Source organism: Thermoflexus sp. (genome assembly GCF_040289485.1).
GTDB lineage: Bacteria > Chloroflexota > Anaerolineae > Thermoflexales > Thermoflexaceae > Thermoflexus.
In genome coordinates, this window is the sequence record NZ_PSLG01000023.1 from 1 (window position 1) to 19449 (window position 19449).

13 protein-coding genes, 1 tRNA gene and 2 pseudogenes are annotated in these 19449 nt (G+C 70.5%); 7 read left to right on the top strand and 9 right to left on the bottom strand.

Going from position 1 to position 19449, the window contains the following annotated elements:
* Positions 1–233, top strand: a 233-nt coding sequence (locus C4313_RS05690) for a hypothetical protein (protein ID WP_352428903.1), incomplete at its 5' end; no start/stop codon positions are given.
* Between the two features lie 42 nt (positions 234–275).
* Here the strand turns inward: C4313_RS05690 and carB are convergent.
* Positions 276–3503, bottom strand: a complete 3228-nt coding sequence (gene carB, locus C4313_RS05695; protein ID WP_352428904.1) for a carbamoyl-phosphate synthase large subunit — start codon at positions 3501–3503, stop codon at positions 276–278.
* A gap of 30 nt (positions 3504–3533) precedes the next feature.
* Positions 3534–4655, bottom strand: a complete 1122-nt coding sequence (carA, locus tag C4313_RS05700) for a glutamine-hydrolyzing carbamoyl-phosphate synthase small subunit (protein WP_352428905.1) — start codon at positions 4653–4655, stop codon at positions 3534–3536.
* Between the two features lie 221 nt (positions 4656–4876).
* Here carA and C4313_RS05705 point away from each other — a divergent pair, with 221 nt between their 5' ends.
* From C4313_RS05705 to C4313_RS05720, 4 genes are all read left to right on the top strand, one after another.
* Positions 4877–5722 carry an HAD-IB family phosphatase gene (locus C4313_RS05705; RefSeq protein WP_352428906.1) on the top strand — a complete coding sequence of 282 codons (846 nt, stop codon included), beginning with the start codon at positions 4877–4879 and terminating at the stop codon, positions 5720–5722.
* On the top strand, positions 5722–6807 hold the full coding sequence (locus C4313_RS05710; protein WP_352428907.1) for a pyridoxal-phosphate-dependent aminotransferase family protein: 1086 nt from the start codon (positions 5722–5724) through the stop codon (positions 6805–6807). The genes C4313_RS05705 and C4313_RS05710 overlap by 1 nt, the downstream gene beginning before the upstream one ends.
* Complete coding sequence (gene serA, locus C4313_RS05715; protein ID WP_352428908.1) at positions 6804–8411, top strand: phosphoglycerate dehydrogenase; 1608 nt, start codon at positions 6804–6806, stop codon at positions 8409–8411. The genes C4313_RS05710 and serA overlap by 4 nt, the downstream gene beginning before the upstream one ends.
* An 85-nt stretch (positions 8412–8496) precedes the next feature.
* The gene (locus C4313_RS05720) at positions 8497–9855 is read left to right on the top strand and encodes a nicotinate phosphoribosyltransferase (RefSeq protein WP_352428909.1); all 1359 of its coding nucleotides are present in this window, start codon (positions 8497–8499) and stop codon (positions 9853–9855) included.
* 52 nt (positions 9856–9907) lie between these two features.
* Here the strand turns inward: C4313_RS05720 and C4313_RS05725 are convergent, their stop codons facing one another.
* The 3 genes from C4313_RS05725 to C4313_RS05735 all read right to left on the bottom strand — a co-directional run bounded on the left by C4313_RS05725 (position 9908) and on the right by C4313_RS05735 (position 12020).
* Positions 9908–10831, bottom strand: coding sequence for a 2-hydroxy-3-oxopropionate reductase (locus C4313_RS05725; protein ID WP_352428910.1), 924 nt, complete (start codon positions 10829–10831; stop codon positions 9908–9910).
* Positions 10832–11024: 193 nt separating this feature from the next.
* Positions 11025–11174: a pilus assembly protein gene (locus C4313_RS05730; protein WP_352428911.1), complete on the bottom strand. Its 150-nt coding sequence runs from the start codon at positions 11172–11174 to the stop codon at positions 11025–11027.
* Between the two features lie 105 nt (positions 11175–11279).
* Positions 11280–12020, bottom strand: a complete 741-nt coding sequence (locus tag C4313_RS05735) for an eIF2B alpha/beta/delta subunit family protein (protein WP_352428912.1) — start codon at positions 12018–12020, stop codon at positions 11280–11282.
* Between the two features lie 189 nt (positions 12021–12209).
* Here C4313_RS05735 and C4313_RS05740 point away from each other — a divergent pair.
* Positions 12210–12656, top strand: a pseudogene (locus C4313_RS05740) (class I SAM-dependent methyltransferase); the annotation flags it as partial.
* Between the two features lie 174 nt (positions 12657–12830).
* Here C4313_RS05740 and C4313_RS05745 read toward each other — a convergent pair.
* Positions 12831–12905: transfer RNA gene (locus tag C4313_RS05745), tRNA-Arg, on the bottom strand.
* A gap of 335 nt (positions 12906–13240) precedes the next feature.
* On the opposite strand from C4313_RS05745, the gene mfd reads away from it, so the two are divergent.
* Positions 13241–16702: a transcription-repair coupling factor gene (gene mfd, locus C4313_RS05750; RefSeq protein ID WP_352428913.1), complete on the top strand. Its 3462-nt coding sequence runs from the start codon at positions 13241–13243 to the stop codon at positions 16700–16702.
* A 124-nt stretch (positions 16703–16826) separates the two neighbouring features.
* Here mfd and C4313_RS05755 read toward each other — a convergent pair whose 3' ends face one another.
* The 3 genes and pseudogenes from C4313_RS05755 to C4313_RS05765 form a co-directional block, all read right to left on the bottom strand.
* Positions 16827–17672 (bottom strand): metal ABC transporter permease, encoded by an 846-nt coding sequence (locus tag C4313_RS05755; RefSeq protein WP_352428914.1) that lies wholly within the window; start codon positions 17670–17672, stop codon positions 16827–16829.
* Between the two features lie 40 nt (positions 17673–17712).
* Positions 17713–18423: pseudogene (locus C4313_RS05760) on the bottom strand (metal ABC transporter ATP-binding protein); the annotation flags it as partial.
* Positions 18424–18648: 225 nt separating this feature from the next.
* Positions 18649–19449: metal ABC transporter substrate-binding protein (locus tag C4313_RS05765; protein WP_352428916.1), on the bottom strand; the 801-nt coding region annotated here is incomplete at its 5' end.

Consider the following 19449-nt stretch of genomic DNA (forward strand, 5'->3'; position numbering starts at 1 on the left):
ACCTGGCCAGGAGCCTGGGGACCATGGGCACGGTGCTCCGAGGGATGGAGCGCCACGGGGAGGCCGCGGACGCGTTTGCGGAGGGGGTGCGGGTGCTTACCCCGTTCTTCCGCCGCCTGCCCGAGGCGTTTGGCGAACTCATGATCGATCTGCGCAACAACTACCTCGAAGCCTGCCGGGCCGCGGGCCGGGAGCCGGACGCGGCGCTGCTGGGGCCGAGTCCAGACCCTTAGAATCGACGCCGTGATTGGGCTGCCGCTGGCCGCGCCCCTTCCCTACGGATCCCGGGGCCGTCCGGCGTCCCGATACAGCTCCTGCAGGCTGCGCACGGTGAAGGAGCGCTCCCGCATGGCCCGGATGGCTTGCACGGCGGCGGCGGCGGCCGAGAGGGTGGTCAGCAGCGGCACGCCGTAGCGCACCGCCGCCTGCCGGATCCGCATGCCGTCGGTGTAGGCCCGCGGGCCCAGCGGGGTGTTCACGATCAACTGGACCCGCCCCTCCCGGATGGCGTCCACCACGTGCGGCGAGCCCTCGCTCACCTTGTTGACCACCTCCACCGGCAGCCCCGCCCGCCCCAGGAAGGCCGCCGTCCCCCGGGTGGCCAACAGCCGGAAGCCCAGGCGGTGGAAGTCCCGGGCGATCTGGAGAGCGTTCCCCTTATCGTAATCGTTGACCGAGATCAACACCGCCCCGCGCAACGGCAACGCGTCCCCCGCCGCCATCTCCGCCTTGGCGAAGGCGTGCCCGAAGCCCTCCGCCCAGCCCATCACCTCCCCCGTGGATTTCATCTCCGGGCCCAGAAGGGCGTCGGACCCCGGGAGTTTCCGGAAGGGCAGGACGGCCTCCTTCACGAAGAAGGCCCGGACCTCCGGGGAGCGGGTGAAGCCGATCTCCTCCAAGGACTGTCCGAGCATCACGCGGGTGGCGATGCGGGCCAGGGGGACCCCCGTGGCCTTGCTGATGAAGGGCACCGTCCGGGAGGCCCGCGGGTTCGCCTCCAGCACGTAGACGATGTCGTCCTTGATGGCGAACTGGATGTTGATCAGCCCCCGCACCCCCAGGGCCAGGGCGATGCGCTCGGTGTATTCCTCGATGATCTGGAGATGATAGCGGGAGATCTTGTAGGGGGGCAGCACGCAGGCGGAGTCGCCGGAGTGCACCCCCGCCTCCTCGATGTGCTGGAGGATCCCCCCGATGACCACCCGCCGGCCGTCGGCCACCGCGTCCACCTCCGCCTCGTAGGCGTCCTCTAGGAAGCGATCGATGAGCACGGGGCGTTCCGGCGAGACCCCGACGGCCTCCTGCATGTAGGCCCGCAGGGCCTCCGCATCATAGCAGATGGCCATGGCGCGGCCGCCCAGCACGTAACTGGGCCGCACCAGGACGGGATAGCCGATGCGCCCGGCCACAGCGACCGCCTCCTCGACCGAGGTCGCCGTCCCGTGCTCGGGCTGGGGGATGTCCAGGTCTCGCAGCAGGGCGCTGAACCGGCCCCGGTCTTCCGCCAGGTCGATGGCGTCGGGGGAGGTGCCCAAGATGCGGACCCCCGCGCGGTGCAGGGGCAGGGTCAGGTTCAAGGCGGTCTGGCCGCCGAACTGGACGATGACCCCGAGGGGCCGTTCCCGCTCGACGATGTTCAGCACATCCTCCAGGGTCAGGGGCTCGAAGTAGAGGCGATCCGAGGTGTCGTAGTCCGTGCTCACCGTCTCCGGGTTGGAGTTGACCATGATCGACTCGATCCCCATCTCCCGCAGGGCGAAGGCCGCCTGGCAGCAACTGTAGTCGAACTCGATCCCCTGCCCGATGCGGTTGGGCCCGCTCCCGATGATGACCACCTTGGGACGGTCGGCCGGCGGCGCCTCGTCGCTTTCCTCGTAGGTGCTGTAGAGGTACGGCGTGTAGGCCTCGAACTCCGCTGCGCAGGTGTCGACCTGGGCATAGCGGGGACGGATCCCCATGGCCTCCCGCCGCCGGCGGACCTCCTCCTCGGCACAGCCGAAGAAGGCCGCCAGTTGCGCGTCGGAGAAGCCCTCCCGCTTGGCCCGGCGCAGCAGGTCCGCAGGGACGGTGTGCAGGGTGTGGCGGCGCAGTTCCCGTTCCCGCTCCACCAGCGCCGCCATCTGGGCCACGAACCACGGGTCGTAGCCGGTGAGGGCGGCCACCTCCTCGACGGCCATCCCCTCCATCAGGGCATCATGAACCGCCCGCAGGCGGTCCGGGTGGGGGCACGCCAGCGCCGCCCGCAGGTCCGCCGGCCGCCGGCCCGGGGGGAAGCCCTCGAACCCTTTGGCCCCGATCTCCAGCCCCCGCATGGCCTTCTGCAGGGCCTCCGGGAACGTCCGCCCGATGGCCATCACCTCCCCTACCGACTTCATCTGCGGGCCCAAGGTGGGATCGGCCCCCGGAAACTTTTCGAAGGCCCAGCGGGGGATCTTCACCACCACGTAATCCAGGGCCGGCTCGAAGGCGGCCACTGTGCGGCGGGTGATCTCGTTGCGGATCTCGTCCAGGGTGTAGCCCACCGCCAGCAGCGCTGCGATCTTGGCGATGGGGAAGCCGGTGGCCTTGGAGGCCAGGGCGGAGGAGCGGGAGACCCGGGGGTTCATCTCGATGACCCGCATCCGGCCGTCGCGGGGGTTGACGGCGAACTGGACGTTGGAGCCCCCCGTCTCCACCCCCACCGCGTGCATCACCGCCCGCGCCCAGTCCCGCATCCGCTGGTATTCCCGGTCGGTGAGGGTCTGGGCCGGGGCCACGGTGATGGAATCCCCGGTGTGCACCCCCATGGGGTCCAGGTTCTCGATGGCGCACACCACCACGAAGTTGTCGTGGCGGTCCCGCATGACCTCCAGTTCGAACTCCTTCCAGCCCAGCAACGATTCCTCAATCAGAGCGGATCCCACCGGGCTCCAGCGCAGGGCTTGGTCGACCATGTCGATCAGCTCCGCCCGGGTCCGCGCCACCCCGGCCCCGGTCCCGCCCAGCGTGAAGGAGGGCCGGATGAGGACCGGGTAGCCGTTGCGCTCGGCGAAGTCGACGGCCTCCGCCACCGAACGGGCCAGGATGCTGCGGGGGACCTCGAGGCCCGCCCGCTCCATGGCCTCCTTGAAGGCCAGGCGGTCCTCGGCGATGCGGATGGCCTGGGGTGAGGCGCCGATCAGTTCCACCCCGTAGCGCTGGAGCACCCCGCCCGCGTGCAGGGCCACGGCCAGGTTGAGGGCGGTCTGCCCCCCCAGGGTGGGCAGCAGCGCGTCCGGCCGCTCCCGGGCGATGATCTGCTCGACGATCTCAGGGACCAGGGGCTCGATGTAGGTGGCATCGGCGAACTCCAGGTCGGTCATGATGGTGGCGGGGTTGGAGTTGACCAGGATCACCCGGTAGCCCTCCCGTCGCAAGGCCTTGAGGGCTTGGGTCCCCGAGTAGTCGAACTCGGCCGCCTGGCCGATGACGATGGGGCCCGAACCGATCACCAGGATCGAGCGGATATCTGTCCGTCGCGGCATCGGCCGATCACCGGAATCAGGATCCCGGCGTCACCCTCCGCCCAGCAGCCCCACCCACCGGTCGAACAGCGGGTCGGCGTCATGGGGGCCTGGGTTGGCCTCCGGATGGTATTGCACGGAAAAGACCGGCCGGCCCCTCAACGCCAGCCCCTCCACCGTCCCGTCGTTCCGGTTCAGGTGGGTGATCTCCACCTGACCCAGATCCAGCGTGTCCGGGTCCACCGCATAGTTGTGGTTCTGGGCGGTGATCTGGACGCGGCCGGTGGACCGGTCGACCACCGGATGGTTGCTGCCGTGGTGGCCGAAGGGCAGCTTGTAGGTCCGCGCCCCGAGGGCCCGGGCGATCAGCTGATGGCCCAGGCAGATGCCGAAGAGGGGGATTTCCGCCTCCAGGAGGCGGCGGACGATCCCGACGATCTCCGGCAGCCCAGCCGGGTCCCCCGGGCCGTTGGAGAGGACGATCCCATCGGGCCGGAGGCGGAGGGCCTCCTCCGCTGGGGTGTACGCCGGCACCACCGTCACGCGGCAGCCCCGGTCGACCAGGCGACGGAGGATGGAGCGCTTGACGCCGAAATCGTAAACCACCACGTGCCGCCGCCCCCCGGCCTCGGGGCGGAAGCCGTGGGGCTGCCACCGGCCATGGCCCTCTGTCCATTCGTAGGGGACGGCGCAGGTGACCTCCCGCACCATATCCCGCCCCTCCAGGCCCTCCCAGGCCCGCGCCCGCTCGACCAAGACCTCAGGGTCGAGGCCCTCTGTGGAGAGGGCAGCTTTCATCGTCCCCCGCTCCCGGATGCGCCGCGTGATGGCCCGGGTGTCCACCCCGGCCAGGCCGGGGACGCCATGGCGGGCCAGGTAATCCGCGAGAGGCTCCCGGGCCCGCCAGTTGGACACGATCGGGCTCAGGGCGCGGATGATGAAGGCGGCCACCTGGGGACGATCGCTCTCCACATCTTCCTCGTTCACCCCTACGTTGCCGATGTGGGAGCAGGTCATCACCACCATCTGGCCCCGGTAGGAAGGATCGGTGAGGATCTCCTGATAGCCGGTCATGGCGGTGTGGAAGACGATCTCGCCGACCACCGTGGCCCGCGCCCCGAAGGCCTCCCCGACAAAGATGGAGCCGTCCTCCAGCGCCAGGATCCCCCGCATCGTGTTCCCCCGCCGACGGCCGCAGATTTGGGGGATTATCTTATCCGACCGGGAAGGGTTGTCAAGGACAGGCCCCGAGGGGAGAACGGCGGTTCCCGGATCCCGCCCGGGCTGCCGCCGTCCGGGCAGAAGCCTTCAGGGACAATGGCACCACCCCCGATCGAGGCCCCGCTTTGTGTTATAATCTGCACAATCGATCCGATGCCTGGTGGGGAAGAGCGATGGCCCTGGCCCGTTGGGTCTCGTTCACCGATGTGTTCTTCGATTGCGATGGGACCTTGTGCGCGGTGGAGGGGATCGTGGAACTGGCCCGGTGGCGGGGCCTGGAGGCGGAGATCTCGGCCCTCACGGAGGCGGCGATGGCGGGGACGCTCCCCCTCGAGGCGGTGTATGCGGCGCGCTTGCGCCGGATCCAGCCTTCCCGTGAGGAACTGCGCCGCCTGGCCCGCCTCTACGCGGAACGGCTGGTCCCCGACGCCGAGGGGGTGATCCGGGCCCTCCAAGCCTGCGACGTCCGTGTCCACCTCCTGAGCGCCGGGCTGGAGGAGGCGGTCCGCCCGCTGGGGCGCCGCCTGGGCCTTCCCCCGGAGCGCATCCATGCGGTCCCGGTGCGCTACGATCCCTTCGCCGGCCCGTGGTGGCATCGGGAGGCCGCCCTGGGACCGGCGGTGGCGCCGATGCCATCCCCCTTGACCACCACGGCGGGCAAGGTCGCCTGGCTGGAGCGGTGGCGGACCCCGGGGCAGCGGCTGATGCTGGTGGGCGACGGGGTCACGGACCTGATGGCCCAGCCGGCGGTTCATCTCTTTGTTGGCTTCGGGGGCGTTTTCCGCCGGGAGCGGGTGGCGGCGGAGGCCGCCGTCTACCTGACGGGCGCCTCGCTGGCCCCGGTGCTTCCGCTGGCCCTGTCGCCGGAGCGGGCGGCCCGCCTGCGGGGAACGCCAGCGGAGGAGGTCCTGCGCCGGGGCCTGCAGGCCTTCCGGACGGGCGAGGCCCGCTTCCGAGACCCCGAGCGCCAGGCCCGCTTCCTGGCGGCATGGGAATCCGCATGGCCGGAGGTGGCCTGATGTCCGCGCCGATGCTCTTCATCCCAGGTCCCACATGGGTGCCGGAGGAGGTGGCCCGCGCCCAGGCCCGGCCGATGATCGGACACCGGGGCCCTGAGTTCACCGCCCTCTTCGAGGGCCTGATCCCCCGCCTGCAGGCGGTCTTTCGCACCCGCGGCCGGGTCCTCCTCGTCACCGCCTCCGGCACCGGCCTCTGGGAGGCCGGCGTCCGCAGCCTGGTCCGGCGGAAGGTGATCTGCCTCATCAACGGCGCCTTCGGGGAGCGCTGGGCCCATGTGGCCCAGGCCAACGGCAAGGAGGTCGTCCCGGTCCAGGTAGAATGGGGCCGGGGCCTCCGGCCGGAACACGCCCTGGAAGCGCTGGCGGCCCATCCGGATGCCGAGGCCATCACCGTGGTGCACAACGAGACTTCCACAGGGGTGATGAACCCGGTGGCCGAGATCGCCGCAGCCGTGCGGGACGCCTCTCCGGACGTGCTGATCCTGGTCGACGCGGTGTCCTCGCTGGGGGGCGCGCCGCTGGAGACGGACGCCTGGGGGCTGGATTTCGTCCTCACTTCCTCCCAGAAATGCCTGGCCCTGCCGCCCGGGCTGGCCTTCTGCGCCGTCTCCGATCGGGCGCTGGCCAAGGCCCACGAGGTGCCCCACCGCGGCTACTACTTCGATCTCCTCACCCTGGCCCGCTACGCCGAGCGGGGGGAGACGCCGGCCACGCCCGCCATCTCCCTGCTTTACGCGGCCGACGTGCAACTGGCCCGCATCCTGGAGGAGGGGCTGGAAGTCCGCTGGGAGCGCCACCGCCGGATGGCGGAGCGGGTCCAGGCGTGGGCCGCCGAGCGCTTCGGCCTCTTCGCCGAGGCGGGCTTCCGCTCGTGGACCCTCACCTGCGTCGCCAACACCCGCGGGATCGACGTGGGGGTGTTGAACGCCTTCCTGCGGTCCCGGGGCAAGGTGATCTCCTCCGGCTACGGGCCCTTGAAGGGGAAGACCTTCCGCATCGCCCACATGGGCGAGATCCAGCCCCACCACGTCGAGGAACTGCTGGCCGATATCGAGGAGTGGCTGCGAAGGGAGGTCTCGGGATGACCTGGCGCATCGGGCTGACGGACCCCCTGGACGAGGAGGGGGTGGCGCTGTTGCGGAGCGACCCGGAGGTGGAGGTGGTGGAGGCCCGGCGCCCCACGCCGGAGGCGCTGCGCGAACTGGCCCGCTCCTGTGACGCCCTGATCGTGCGCAGCGGGGTCCGGCTGGACGCGGAGGTCCTGGCCGCGGCGGAACGGCTGCGGGTGATCGCCCGGGCCGGCATCGGGGTGGACAACATCGACCTCGAGGCGGCCACGCGGAAGGGGATCCTGGTGATGAACACCCCCGGGGCCAGCACCCTGGCGGTGGCCGAGCACACCTTCGCCCTGTTGCTCGCGCTGCTCCGTAGGATCCCGATGGCCTGGCTCTCCCTGCGAGAGGGGCGCTGGGAGCGGGAGCGGTTCGTGGGGGCGCAACTGGCCGGCAAGACCTTGGGGCTGCTGGGCCTGGGGCGCATCGGGACCGAGGTGGCCCGCCGGGCCCGGGCCTTCGAGATGCACGTCATCGCCTTCGACCCCTACATCCCGGAGGAGCGGGCGGCCGCCCTGCAGGTCGAGCTGGTCCCCGACCTCGACGAACTGTATGCCCGCGCCGACATCCTGAGCCTGCACGTCCCCCTCACCCGGGAGACCCACCGCCTGATCAACCGGGAGGCCTTCGCCAAGATGAAGCCCGGGGTGATCCTGGTGAACACGGCCCGGGGGGCGGTGGTGGACGAGGAGGCGCTCCTGGAGGCACTGAACAGCGGCCGGGTGGCGGGGGCCGCCCTGGACACCTTCAGCGAGGAGCCGCCGCGCTCCCCCGTTCTGCAGGCCCTGATCGCCCACGAGCGGGTGGTGGCCGTGCCCCACCTGGGGGGCAGCACCCGCGAGGCCCAGCGCCTGATCAGCCGCCAGATCGCCCAACAGGTCCTGGACGCCCTGCGGGGGCGGGATTATCGCAACGTGGTCAACCTCCCCTTCCCAGAAGGAGCCGACTACCGTTCCCTTTCGCCGTTCATGCGGCTGGCGGAGGTCCTGGGGAGCCTGCAGATGCAACTGGTGCGCGGGCGGATCCATCGCGTGGAGATCGACGTGCGTGGGGAACACCTGCGCTCGGCCATCCGCCCGCTGGGGGTCGCCCTGCTCAAAGGCCTGCTGACCCCCATTCTGGGGGACGCGGTGACCTTCGTGAACGCGCCGATGCTGGCCCAGGAGCGGGGGATCCAGATCGTGGAGGCCGAGCAGCGTCTCCTGGGCGCCTACGCCCAGGCCATCGCATGTCGGGTCCATTCGACGAAGGAAACCCGCCTCATCGTCGGCGCCCTGTTCGCGGGGGAGCCCCGCATCGTCCAGGTGGACGATTTTCCTATGGAGGCGTTGCCGCGGGGGGCCCTCCTGGTGATGCGCAGCCGCGACGTGCCGGGGGTGATCGGCCGGGTGGGCACCCTGCTGGGGGAGCACGGGATCAACATCGCCGAATGGCGCCTGGGGCGCGATCGGCCCGGGGGCACCGCCCTCTCGTTCATCAACCTGGACCACCCCGCCCCCCCGGCGATCCTGGAGGCCTTGCGCCGCATGCCGGAGATCGAGGACGTCCGCCAGGTCCTCCTGGACGCGGGGCGATGACCGCGCCCCGGAACGGTTGCCTCTCCCGCGGGGGATGGATGGGGATCCGTGATGGAAGAGACCTTCCCGGGTGGAGGGTGCGGCGATGATCTCGGCCGAAGACCTGATCCTGGTCACCGACCTCTACGAACTGACGATGGCCCAGGCCTACTGGGCCCACGGGATGACCGGCCTGGCCACTTTCAGCCTCTTCGTGCGGGAGCTGCCCCCGGAGCGGGGCTTCCTGGTGGCCGCGGGCCTGGAGGACGTGCTCCGCTTCCTGGAGGGCTTCCGCTTCTCCCCGGAGGCCCTGGCCTACCTGGAGTCCACAGGGATCTTCTCCCGAGCCTTCCTGGAGACCCTGGCGGACCTGCGCTTCACCGGGGACGTGTGGGCGGTCCCCGAGGGCACCCTGGTGTTCGCCAACGAACCCATCCTGGAGATCACCGCTCCGATCCTCCAGGCCCAGATCGCCGAGACCTATGTGATCCATCAGATCCATCTGCAGACGATGATCGCCACCAAGGCCGCCCGGTGCGTGGCCGCCGCCCGGGGCCGGGCCCTGGTGGACTTCGCCCTGCGCCGGACCCACGGGGTGGACGCTGGACTGAAGGTGGCCCGGTGCACATATCTGGTGGGGTTCCAGGCCACCAGCAACGTGCTGGCCGGCCGGCGCTACGGCATCCCCATCACGGGGACCATGGCCCACTCGTTCATCATGGCCTTCGAGGAGGAGGAAGAGGCCTTCCGCGCCTTCGCCGAGACCTTTCCGGAGCGCGCCATCTTTCTGATCGACACCTACGACACCCTGGAGGGCGCCCGGAAGGCGGCCCGGGTGGCTCAGGAGATGGCCCGAAAGGGACAGCGGCTGCTTGGGGTGCGACTGGACAGCGGGGATCTGCTGGCCCTCAGCCGGGAAGTGCGCCGCATCCTGGACGAGGCGGGCCTCCGCGAGGTGCGCATCCTGGCCAGCGGGGGGCTGGATGAATACCGTATCGCGGCGCTGCTGGAGGCCGGGGCGCCCATCGACGCCTTCGGCGTGGGCACCCGGATGGGCGTCTCAGAGGACGCGCCGTGGCTGGACATGGTTTACAAACTGGTGGCTTATGAGGGGCGCCCCGCCCGGAAGCGCAGCCCGGGCAAAGCCTCCCTGCCCGGCCCGAAACAGGTGTTCCGTTTCTACGCCGAGGACGGCCAGATGCAAGAGGACGTCCTGGCCCTGCGGGAGGAAACGGTGCCCGGGGGGATGCCGCTGCTGGAGAAAGTGATGGAAGGCGGACGCCTGCTCCGACCCCATCCCCCTCTGGCCATCCTCCGGGAACGGTTCCAGAAGGAGTTCCGCCGGCTGCCGGAGCGGTATAAGGCCCTGCGGAACGCCCCCCGCTACCCGGTGCGCCTGAGCCCCGCCCTGGCGTCCTTGACCAACGCCCTGACCGTCCGACGAGGGGAACTCGGGGAGGGTTGAGGACGGCCTGGAAGGTCCCCAGACACGGCGTGGGCGCAGCGTCGCTGCGTTCCTACCCGACCAGCGCGCGGGGGCCTTCGCCGGAGCCCCCGGGGGCCACGCGGGTCTGGGCCCACGCCTCCAGCAGGGTGACCAGGGCCGAGTGGTCCAGTTCCCCCTGGCCCATCGTGACCAGCGCCCCCATCCACTCGTGGACCAGGGCGGTCAACGGGAGGCTGGCCCCCACCGCCCGCCCCAGCCCCAGGGCGATGCGCAGGTCCTTTTGGTGCAACCGGATCCGGAAGCCGGGTCGGAAATCCCGCTCCAGGATGCGCCGGCCGTGGACCTCCAGGACCCGGCTGCCGGCGAAGCCGCCCAGCAACGCCTCCCGCACCCGGGCAGGGTCCACGCCGGCTTTGGTGGCCAGGACCAGCGCCTCGCTGATGGCGGCGAGGGTGAGGGCCACCACCACTTGATTGGCGGCCTTGGTGATCTGGCCGGCCCCCGGCCCGCCCATGTAGACAATGTTCCGGCCCATCGCCTGGAACAGGGGGAGGCAGCGCTCGAATGCCGCCGGGTCGCCGCCGACCATAATGGAGAGGGTCCCCTGGATGGCGCCGATCTCCCCGCCCGACACCGGAGCGTCCAGCATGGTCATCCCTCGGGCCGCGGCCTCCGCCGCCAAGCGCCGGGCGGCCATCGGGTCGATGGTGCTCATGTCGATGACGATCAACCCCGGCCGCCCGCCGGCGAAGACGCCTTCGGGACCGGCCAACACCTGCTCCACCTCCGGGGTGTCCGGCAGCATGGTGATGACGATATCGCTGCGCTGCGCGACGGCCCTCGGGGAATCCGCCACGGCCGCCCCCTCAGCGGCCAGTTCCTCCATAGGGGGGCGGCTGCGGTTGTAGACCACCAGGGGATAGCCGGCCTTCAACAGGTTGCGGGCCATCGGTTTGCCCATCACCCCCAGGCCGATGAAACCGACGCGCTCCATGGCGCCGCCTCCTCCGGAAGGGATGATGGCTTCTGTTATACGGCCCGCGCCGGCATCGGAAAACCGCCCCGGGGCGCATCGACGCCCCTTCCCCACAACGGTGGGGGGGAGGAGGAAGATCGGTCTCCGGGGTCTTTTCCTGGCCAACTTGCCGGGGGAACACAAGGACCATGGTCCCAACGCGGGGCGCCGATCAAGGCCAGTTGGCCACCACGTGAGAGTAGAGGCCGGCAACAGCCTGGCCGAACACCATCAGGGCGATGAGCACCACCACCGCCACCAATAAGCCCAAGAGCGCATATTCCACCAACCCCTGCCCGCGCTCCCATCCCCGCGGCCGCATCCAGGCTCCTTTTCGAGGTTCTTTACAGCGATTCTATGGAGAAGGGCCATGGCCCCGGATAGGACCTTGGTCATGGGCCCTCGGGATGGAGGCCGGTCTCCAGGATCAGCCCGGTGAGCCAATTCCGGGGGACGAACTCGAACCACGGGATCTCCCCCGATGCAGCGGCGGTCGGGCGCCGGGCCGGGTGGGGTCCAGCAGCGGGCGGCCAGCGTTTCTCGGCGGTGGCGACGACGAAGAAGGGGCGCTGGAAGTGCCGGGCCAAGACCGCGAAGGTGAGCGTCCCCACCTTTTGATGATCCCCTCCGGGTCCCACGCGTCGGCCCCTACCAAGACCAGATCGGCGTGGGGGAGGTAATGGGCCGCCACGAGGTCCGGCAAGAGGAGGGCGGTGTGCCCCTGGGCGGCCGCTTCTTCCGCCATCCGCCGGCCCTCTCCGCCTGGCTCGGCGATCGGGCAAAGAACCTGGAGGCGATGCCCATCGGCGGCTGCCCGGGCCAGCGCCTGGGCGACCAGACGGCTGCGGGAATGGGTGAAGAGCACGCGGATCGAACGCAGGAGGGCGGCCGCGTGGCCCGCCGCCGCCTCCTCGTGGTCCCGGAGCCGCTGCCGGAAGGCTTGCATCGCCGCGATCACCGCCGCGCGGGCGGCCGGCCCATCCGTGGCCCCCGCCACCGCCTCCCGGGCGGCCGCCGTCAGATGCCAGGGCGGAGCCATATCCGGATGGGCCTCCCGCAGCGCCCGGAGCAGATCCTCCAGGGCGGCCACGAACGCCTCCCGGCGATCGGCCGGATGTTCCTGGGCCCACGCGATCACGATCTCCGCCGCCCGCTGGGCCAGGGCCATCGCCCCCGACGTCCGTCCGCCCGATAGGCCGCCAGTTCTTCGGACCAGGTCCCCGCCGCCATCCCGATCTCCCGGAGCGAAACGGATGATTCCCGTTCGGTATAATAAATCTGCCCGATCGGCCGCGCCCGCCCCACCGCTGACCGACCTCGAGGCAGGAAAAGAGGACGATCCCTGGAGGCGCAACCCATGGGCTCCAACTGGCTCTTCGAATGGATCGGGCCTCTGTACGATCGGGTCCTCGGCGGGCTGGACCTAGCCCCCTTGCGACAGCATATCGATCTCCCAGCGGGGCGCCTGCTGGACGTGGGCGGGGGAACCGGGCGGGTGGCGCGGGCATTGCAGGGGGAGGTGGAGATGGCGGTGATCGTCGATGTGGCCTGGGGGATGGTCCGCATCGCCCGCCGGCATCCGGGCCTGCTGCCGGTGCAAGCCGTGGCCGAGCGCCTTCCCTTCGCCGACGGGACCTTTGATCGCGTCCTGATCGTCGATGCCCTCCACCACGTGATCGACGCGGCGCGGGCGTTGGAGGAGATGGCCCGGGTACTGCGGCCCGGCGGCCTTCTGGTGATCGAGGAGCCGGACATCCGGCGTTGGCCGGTGAAGGGGATCTCCCTCGTGGAGCGCGCGCTGGGCCTGCGCAGCCGATTCCTGCCTCCCCAGGCCCTCCAGGCCCGCCTCGCCGCCCTCGGCCTCGCGGCGCGGATCCACGAAGAGCCCGCCGGCCTCCGCTTCTGGGCCATCGGCCGCAAGCCGACGGACGCCTCGGGCGTCCCAGCGCCGCTCCCCAGCCCCAAAGGCCAGCCCAGGTGCCCCCTCCGGGATTCGAACCCGGACCCACACCGCTTAGAAGGCGGCGGCTCTTTCCCTTTGAGCTAAGGGGGCATATGCCTTCTCCCCGATTGTAAAAACCACCACATAGGCCTGGAAAATAGGAAAAAAGTCCGAGGAGGCCACCTGCTGCGGGATGAGGGTTAGTGGGCTCTCCAGAAGGCGAGGGGCGGGCAGGAGAAAGAAGGCTCCTCCCACCAGAGGGAGGGGTGGGAAAGCAGGACCATGCTTCGGTTCGGGGAACCTGGTGGATACGGCATTCGACCTGCCGTAAAATCCAGAGATGGAAATCGGTCAGGCTGGCTCTACAGTACCATAAAGCGGCCCGCCTGTCAAGACGGCCGTTCGGTTCCGGCTGCTCTCATCCCAAAACAGCGAGACGACCCTCGATGGCGCCTCTTCAGCCTTTGCTCGGGCTCCTGGAAGCGGAGCCGACTTTTGCCCGTCTCCGCGAACAATTCGAGACGGAGGGCCCTATCGCCCTGGCCATGCCCCGAGCGGCGTGGCCGTTCTGGGCGGCGGCCTGGGTCCGGAACGCCACGGGCCCTGTTCTGATCGTCACGGGGAAGGCCGAGCGGGCCCAGCAGGTGGCCCAGGATCTGACCCTCTGGCTGGGACCGGAGCGGATCCATCGCCTGCCCGAGCCGCCGGCCATGCCCTACGAGCGCGCACCGTGGCCCCCCGAGATCCGGGCCGAGCGGCTCGCCGCCCTGGCGGCCCTGGCCGGGGTGGACGGGGATCCCGCCCCGGTGGTGGTCGCCTCGACCCGGGCCTTGCTGCTGCGCACGATGCCCCCGCGGCGGTTCCACGGGCTGCGTCGCATCCTCCGGGTCGGCCAGGAACTGCCCCTCGGCGGGTTCCTCCGGTATCTCCTAGAGGCCGGCTACGAGCCGGTCACCACCGTGACCCACCCCGGGCAGTTCGCCCGCCGGGGTGGACTGGTGGATCTCTTCCCTCCGAACCAGGCGGAGCCGGTCCGGGTGGAGTGGGAGGCGGACCGCATCGCCAGCCTGCGCGCCTTCGATCCCGCCACCCAGCGCACCCTCCGGGCGATCGCCCAGGTGCGGCTTCTCCCCGCCCGGGAGGCCCTCCCCCTGGAGGGCCCGCGGGTGGCCGAGCGCCTGGCTGGCTGGCAACCGTCGGTCGAGGCCCCCGCGGAGGCCGAGGCGCTGGAACGGGAGCGCCAGGCTCTGGCCCAAGGGGTGCCTTTCCCCTTGCTGGAGTTCTATCTCCCCTATTTCTACGCCGATGCCACCACCCCCCTGGCCTACCTGCCGGAACCCGGGCCCGTGATCCTCATGGACGAGGCGGAGATCCGGGAGGCCTGGGAGGAACTACAGGAGGAAGCACAAGCCCTCCGGGATCGGGCGGCGGCGGCGGGGTTCCTGCCGCCGGGATACCCGGATCCCCTGGAGAACCTCGAGACGTGGCGCGCCCGTCTGGCGCGCTATCGGGTCCTGCGCCTCCATGGGTTGCCAGAAGGAGGGCCCGAGATCCCGGACCGCCAGGGGTTCGGCTTCGCCGCCGCCCCCCGGTTCGGGGGCCAGCTCCAGCGCATGGTGGAAGATCTCGCCCGCCGCTTGCGCCTGGGGGAAGCGGTGGTGGTGGTCAGCCGCCAGGCCGAGCGTCTGGCCGCCGTCTGGGCCGATCGGAGGGGAGACCTCGCGGAGGCCGCCAGCACCGTCGCCGCCCTGGAAACCCCTCCCCGGCCCCGCCGACTTTACTTCCTCACCGGAGCCCTGAGCGGCGGCTTTCTGTTCCGGCCCCAGGGGGGACCGCCTCTGGCCCTCCTGACCGATGCGGAGCTTTTTGGGGTGCTCCGCCCCGTCCCATGGCGCCGCCGGATCCGTCGCGGTCCGCCGCCGGAGTGGATCCGATTCCTCCGGGAGGGCGACTATGTCGTCCACGAGGATTTCGGCATCGGGATCTTTGAGGGCCTGGTGCGGTTGAACCTGGACGGCGTGGAGCGGGAGTATCTGCAGGTGCGCTACGCCGGCAACGACCGGCTCTACGTGCCGGTGGACCAGGCCGACCGCCTCAGCCGATACGTGGGCCCGACGGATCAGCCCCCGGAGATCCATCCGTTGGGGGGTGGGGAATGGGCCCAGGCCCGGGCCCGCGCCCGCCAAGCGGCCGCTGAGGTGGCCCAGGAGCTGCTGGAACTGTATGCCCGGCGGGAGGTCGCCCAGGGCCACGCCTTCTCCCCCGACACGCCCTGGCAGCGGGAACTGGAGGCCTCCTTTCCGTTCATGGAGACCGAAGATCAGCTCCGGGCCATCGAGGAGGTCAAGGTCGACATGGAGCGGCCGCGGCCCATGGACCGCCTGCTGTGCGGCGACGCCGGTTTCGGCAAGACGGAGGTCGCGCTGCGGGCCGCCTTCAAGGCCGTCATGGACGGCAAACAGGTGGCGGTGCTGGCCCCCACCACCCTCCTGGCTCACCAACACTACGAGACCTTCCGCGCCCGCCTGGCCCCCTTCCCGGTGGTCGTCGACGTTCTGACCCGGCTGCGCAGCCCGAGGGAGCAGGCCGAGATCCTCCGACGCCTGCGGGCTGGCGAGATCGACATCCTCATCGGCACCCACCGCCTCCTGCAGCCCGATGTGGTCTTCAAGGACCTGGGTCTGGTCATCATCGACGAGGAGCAGCGGTTCGGGGTGCTGCACAAGGAGCATTTCAAGCGGCTGCGGGCCGAGGTGGACGTGCTCACCCTGACGGCCACGCCCATCCCCCGCACCCTGTATATGGCCTTAAGCGGCCTGCGCGACATCAGCCTGATCCAGACCCCGCCTGAGGAGCGCCTGCCGGTTCAGGTCTACGTAGGGCCCTACGACGACCGGCTGGTGCGCTCGGCCATCATGCGGGAACTGGATCGGGGCGGACAAGTCTTCGTGGTCTACAACCGCGTGCACGGCCTCGAGGCCTGGAAGGAGCGGCTGGAGGCCATGGTCCCCGGGGCCCGCTTCGGGCTGGCCCATGGCCAGATGCCCCCGCGCTTGCTGGAGAAGACGATGATGGCCTTCACCCGCGGAGAGATCGACGTGCTGGTGGCCACGGACATTGTCAGCAGCGGCCTGGACATCCCCAACGCCAACACCATGATCGTGCTGCGGGCCGACCGCTTCGGGATGGCCCAGCTCTACCAGTTGCGGGGCCGCGTCGGCCGCAGTGTGCTCCAGGGCTACGCCTATTTCCTGTATGATCCGAAGATCCCCCTCACCGCCGAGGCCCGCGAGCGCCTGACCGCCCTCTACGAGATCCCAGGCCTGGGCGGGGGCTTCCACCTGGCCCTGCGCGATCTGGAGGTCCGGGGCGCCGGGGAGCTGCTGGGGACGCGGCAGCATGGCCACATCGCCGCGGTGGGCTTCGAACTCTACATGAAGATGCTTCAGCGGGCCATCGCCGAAGAGCGGGCGCGGCGGGAGGGCCAGCCCCCGCCCCCGCCCGAAGGGGTGGTCCTCAACCTGCCGTGGTCCATCGGCCTGCCGGAGCATTACGTGCCCGACCCGGCACTCCGAGTGCAACTGTATCGCCGGATGGCCGCCATCCAAACCCTCGAGGGGGTGGAGGAGATGGCCGCTGAACTGGCTGACCGGTTCGGGCCGTTGCCGGAGGAGGCCCGCCACCTGCTCCATCAACTGCGCCTGAAGATCCTGGCCGCCCGCGCCGGGATCGAGCGGATCTACACGGAGGGCCGGACGCTGGTGCTGCGTCCGGCCCCCCAGGGCATCGAGGGACGGATCGCCGAATGGGGGGGGTGGGTCGCCGACGGCGCCCTTCGGATCCCCCGACGCCCCTCCTGGCCCGAGGACCTCGAGCGCCTGCTGCGGGCCCTCGCCCAAGGCACCTGAGGCCTGTATTCCGTTCACGGCCGCTGCAACTCGCGAAGGGCAAAGACGGCGGAGGGAGAGTGGGAGGCATCGATCCCGAGGGCCACCTTGGGCAGCCGCCCCGGATCCGCCTCCCCAGGCCGGATCACCAGGGTCGATGTCGAACCCTCTGCAGGAAGGCCACAACCCCGAAGAGGGCGGTGGCGGTGAGCACGATGGCCGCCCCCGAGGCCACGCCGGTGTAGTAAGAGGCGTAAAGGCCCACGACCGCCGAGAGCGCGGCCAGGGCCATGGCCACCCCCATCATGGCTGGCAGACGATGGGTCATCAAATAGGCGGTGGCCGCCGGCGTCACCAGCATGGCCACCATCAGGGCCACGCCCACCGTGCGCAGCGCTACCACCACGGCGACAGCGATCAGCACCAGCAGGAGGTTCTCGAACAGTCGGGCCGGCAGCCGCAGGGTGACGGCCAGGACCGGATCGAAGGAGATCACCAGCAGTTCCTTGTAAAAGAGGGCGACAGCCAGGACCACCAGGCCGCCGAAGATCCCCAAGCGCACCAGGTCCCCGTCGGTGACCCCCAAGACGTCTCCGAAGAGCAGGTGGGTGAGGTCCACGGCGTAACTGCGGGAGGTGGAGATCAAGACCACCCCCAGGGCGAAGGCGCCGGCGAACAGGATCCCGATGGCCGTGTCTTCCTTCAGGCGCCGTCCCCGGCTGAGGGCGCCGATTCCCAGGGCCGCCAGGACTGCCGTGCCCAGCCCCCACCAGAAGAGGGCGTCCCGGGAGCCCCCGCTCAGCAGGTATCCCAGGGCCAGCCCGGGGAGGATGGAATGGGCCAGGGCGTCGCCGAAGAACGCCATCCCTCGCAGGACCACATAGGTCCCCACCAGGGCGCAGATCATCCCTACCCCGACCGCGGCCGCCAGGCCGCGGACCATGAACGGATGCTGAAGGGGGTCGAGCAGCACCCGCAGCAACGTTTCCATTTCGGACCCTGCCTCCTCGCCGCCCGCGCGGCCGATCGGCTCAGGCGCCCGGGGCCCCCTCACAGCATGTGTCCCCGACGGCCACCCATTCCCCGCTGACATACAACAGCCGCAGGTGGCCACCGTAGGCCCGGCGGAGGGCCTCCGGGGTGAACACCTCCTCGGGCCGTCCGAAGCCGATGAGCCACCGGTTCAACAACAGCACGCGATCGAAATGGGTCGCCGCCTGCTCCAGATCATGGGTGGCGACCAGCACCGTCACCCCCTGGGAGCGCAGCCCCTCCAAAAGCGCCAGGATCCCCTCCTGAGACGGGAGGTCCAGCCCGGTGAAGGGCTCGTCCAGCAGCAACAACTCCGCCTCCTGGGCCAGGGCACGGGCGATGAACATCCGCTGCTGCTGGCCACCAGAGAGGGCGCGGATCGGACGGTCGGCCAGGTGGGCGATCCCCACTTGCGCCAGGGCCTGGCGCACCCGTTCCCAGTCCTTCGGGCCGGGCGGGCGGAGGAGCCCCAGTTTCCCCACCCGCCCCATCATGACCACGTCCGCCACCGTCACCGGGAAATTCCAGTCCACGGCGGTCCGCTGTGGGATGTACGCGATGCACAAGTGCCCTCCCGGACTCTGGCCATACACGCGGACGGCGCCCGAGGTGGGGGTCAGCACGCCGGCGATGATCTTGAGCAGGGTGCTCTTCCCCGCCCCGTTGGGCCCCACGATGGCAACGCGCTCGCCCGTCCGCACGGTGAAGGAGACCTCCTCCAGGGCCAGCACATCGTTGTAACGCATGGAGACCCGGGAGACCTCCAGCAAGGGTGCCTCCAGGGCGTGCGGCGCATGGCGCTCCGCCAGCCAGGAGGCCACCTGCCGCGCCACCGGCGCGCCCATACGGATCCCCGCCTGCGCCAATCGCCTCATCCAGGCCATCGCCCGCCTCCTCCCCGGATCCCTTCGCGAAGCCCGCCCCGGGCGGATGGATCACCGCAGGGCCTCCACGATGGCCCGGACATTGTAGCGCATCATCTGCAGATACGAGCCGGCCTCGCCGCCGGGGGCGCTCAGGGAATCCACGTAGAGACGCACCAGGCGTGCCCCTGTGTCCTGGGCGATCCGCTGGGCCAAGGCAGGGTCCACCGTGCTGCTGACGAAGATCGCCTTCACCCCCTGGGTCCGGATGGCCTCCTCCAGTTCGGCGATCTCTCGAGCCGAGGGCTGGGCGGCCGTGCCGCCCCCGGGGAGGATCACCCCCACCTGCTCGAACCCGTAACGCTGGGCGAAGTAGCCGAAGACCTGATGATCGGTGACCAGCTTGCGCCGCTCCGGCGGGATCTGGCCGACCTGCTCCTGGATCCAGCGGTCCAGATCCCGCAGCCGCGCCCGATACGCCTCGGCGTTGCGCCGACAGATCTCCGCCCGGGCCGGATCCAGGTGGGTGAGGGTCTCCTCGATGGTGAGGGTCCAGGTGATGACATGGAGGGGGTCCAGCCAGACGTGCGGGTCCCATTCCCCCGCCTGATCCTCCCCGGCATGCCCTTCTTCCCCCTCGTGCGCGTGGGCGCCGGCCCCCAAGGGCCGGAGCGGGATCCCCCGGGCGAGGTCGACCCGGCGGACGCCGGATCCTGCGCCTTGCAGGAGCGGTTCCAGGAAAGCCTCCAGGCCGGCCCCGGCCGCGAACAGCACGTCGGCCTCCGCCACCCGGGCGGCGTCCTGGGGGCTGGGGGCAAAGGTATGGGGATCCACCCCCATGGGCAACAGGACCGTCAGGGCGATGGCCTCACA

What these genes read in the sequence shown, in the direction of transcription:
- carB (WP_352428904.1), bottom strand. Translation starts at nt 3,503, where the DNA reads ATGCCGCGACGGACAGATATCCGCTCGATCCTGGTGATCGGTTCGGGC.
- C4313_RS05710 (WP_352428907.1), top strand. Translation starts at nt 5,722, where the DNA reads ATGTCCGCGCCGATGCTCTTCATCCCAGGTCCCACATGGGTGCCGGAG.
- C4313_RS05735 (WP_352428912.1), bottom strand. Translation starts at nt 12,020, where the DNA reads ATGGCCCTGGCCCAGCGGGCGGCGGAGATCGTGATCGCGTGGGCCCAG.
- C4313_RS05725 (WP_352428910.1), bottom strand. Translation starts at nt 10,831, where the DNA reads ATGGAGCGCGTCGGTTTCATCGGCCTGGGGGTGATGGGCAAACCGATG.
- C4313_RS05730 (WP_352428911.1), bottom strand. Translation starts at nt 11,174, where the DNA reads ATGCGGCCGCGGGGATGGGAGCGCGGGCAGGGGTTGGTGGAATATGCG.
- C4313_RS05705 (WP_352428906.1), top strand. Translation starts at nt 4,877, where the DNA reads ATGGCCCTGGCCCGTTGGGTCTCGTTCACCGATGTGTTCTTCGATTGC.
- mfd (WP_352428913.1), top strand. Translation starts at nt 13,241, where the DNA reads ATGGCGCCTCTTCAGCCTTTGCTCGGGCTCCTGGAAGCGGAGCCGACT.
- carA (WP_352428905.1), bottom strand. Translation starts at nt 4,655, where the DNA reads ATGCGGGGGATCCTGGCGCTGGAGGACGGCTCCATCTTTGTCGGGGAG.
- C4313_RS05755 (WP_352428914.1), bottom strand. Translation starts at nt 17,672, where the DNA reads ATGGAAACGTTGCTGCGGGTGCTGCTCGACCCCCTTCAGCATCCGTTC.
- C4313_RS05720 (WP_352428909.1), top strand. Translation starts at nt 8,497, where the DNA reads ATGATCTCGGCCGAAGACCTGATCCTGGTCACCGACCTCTACGAACTG.
- serA (WP_352428908.1), top strand. Translation starts at nt 6,804, where the DNA reads ATGACCTGGCGCATCGGGCTGACGGACCCCCTGGACGAGGAGGGGGTG.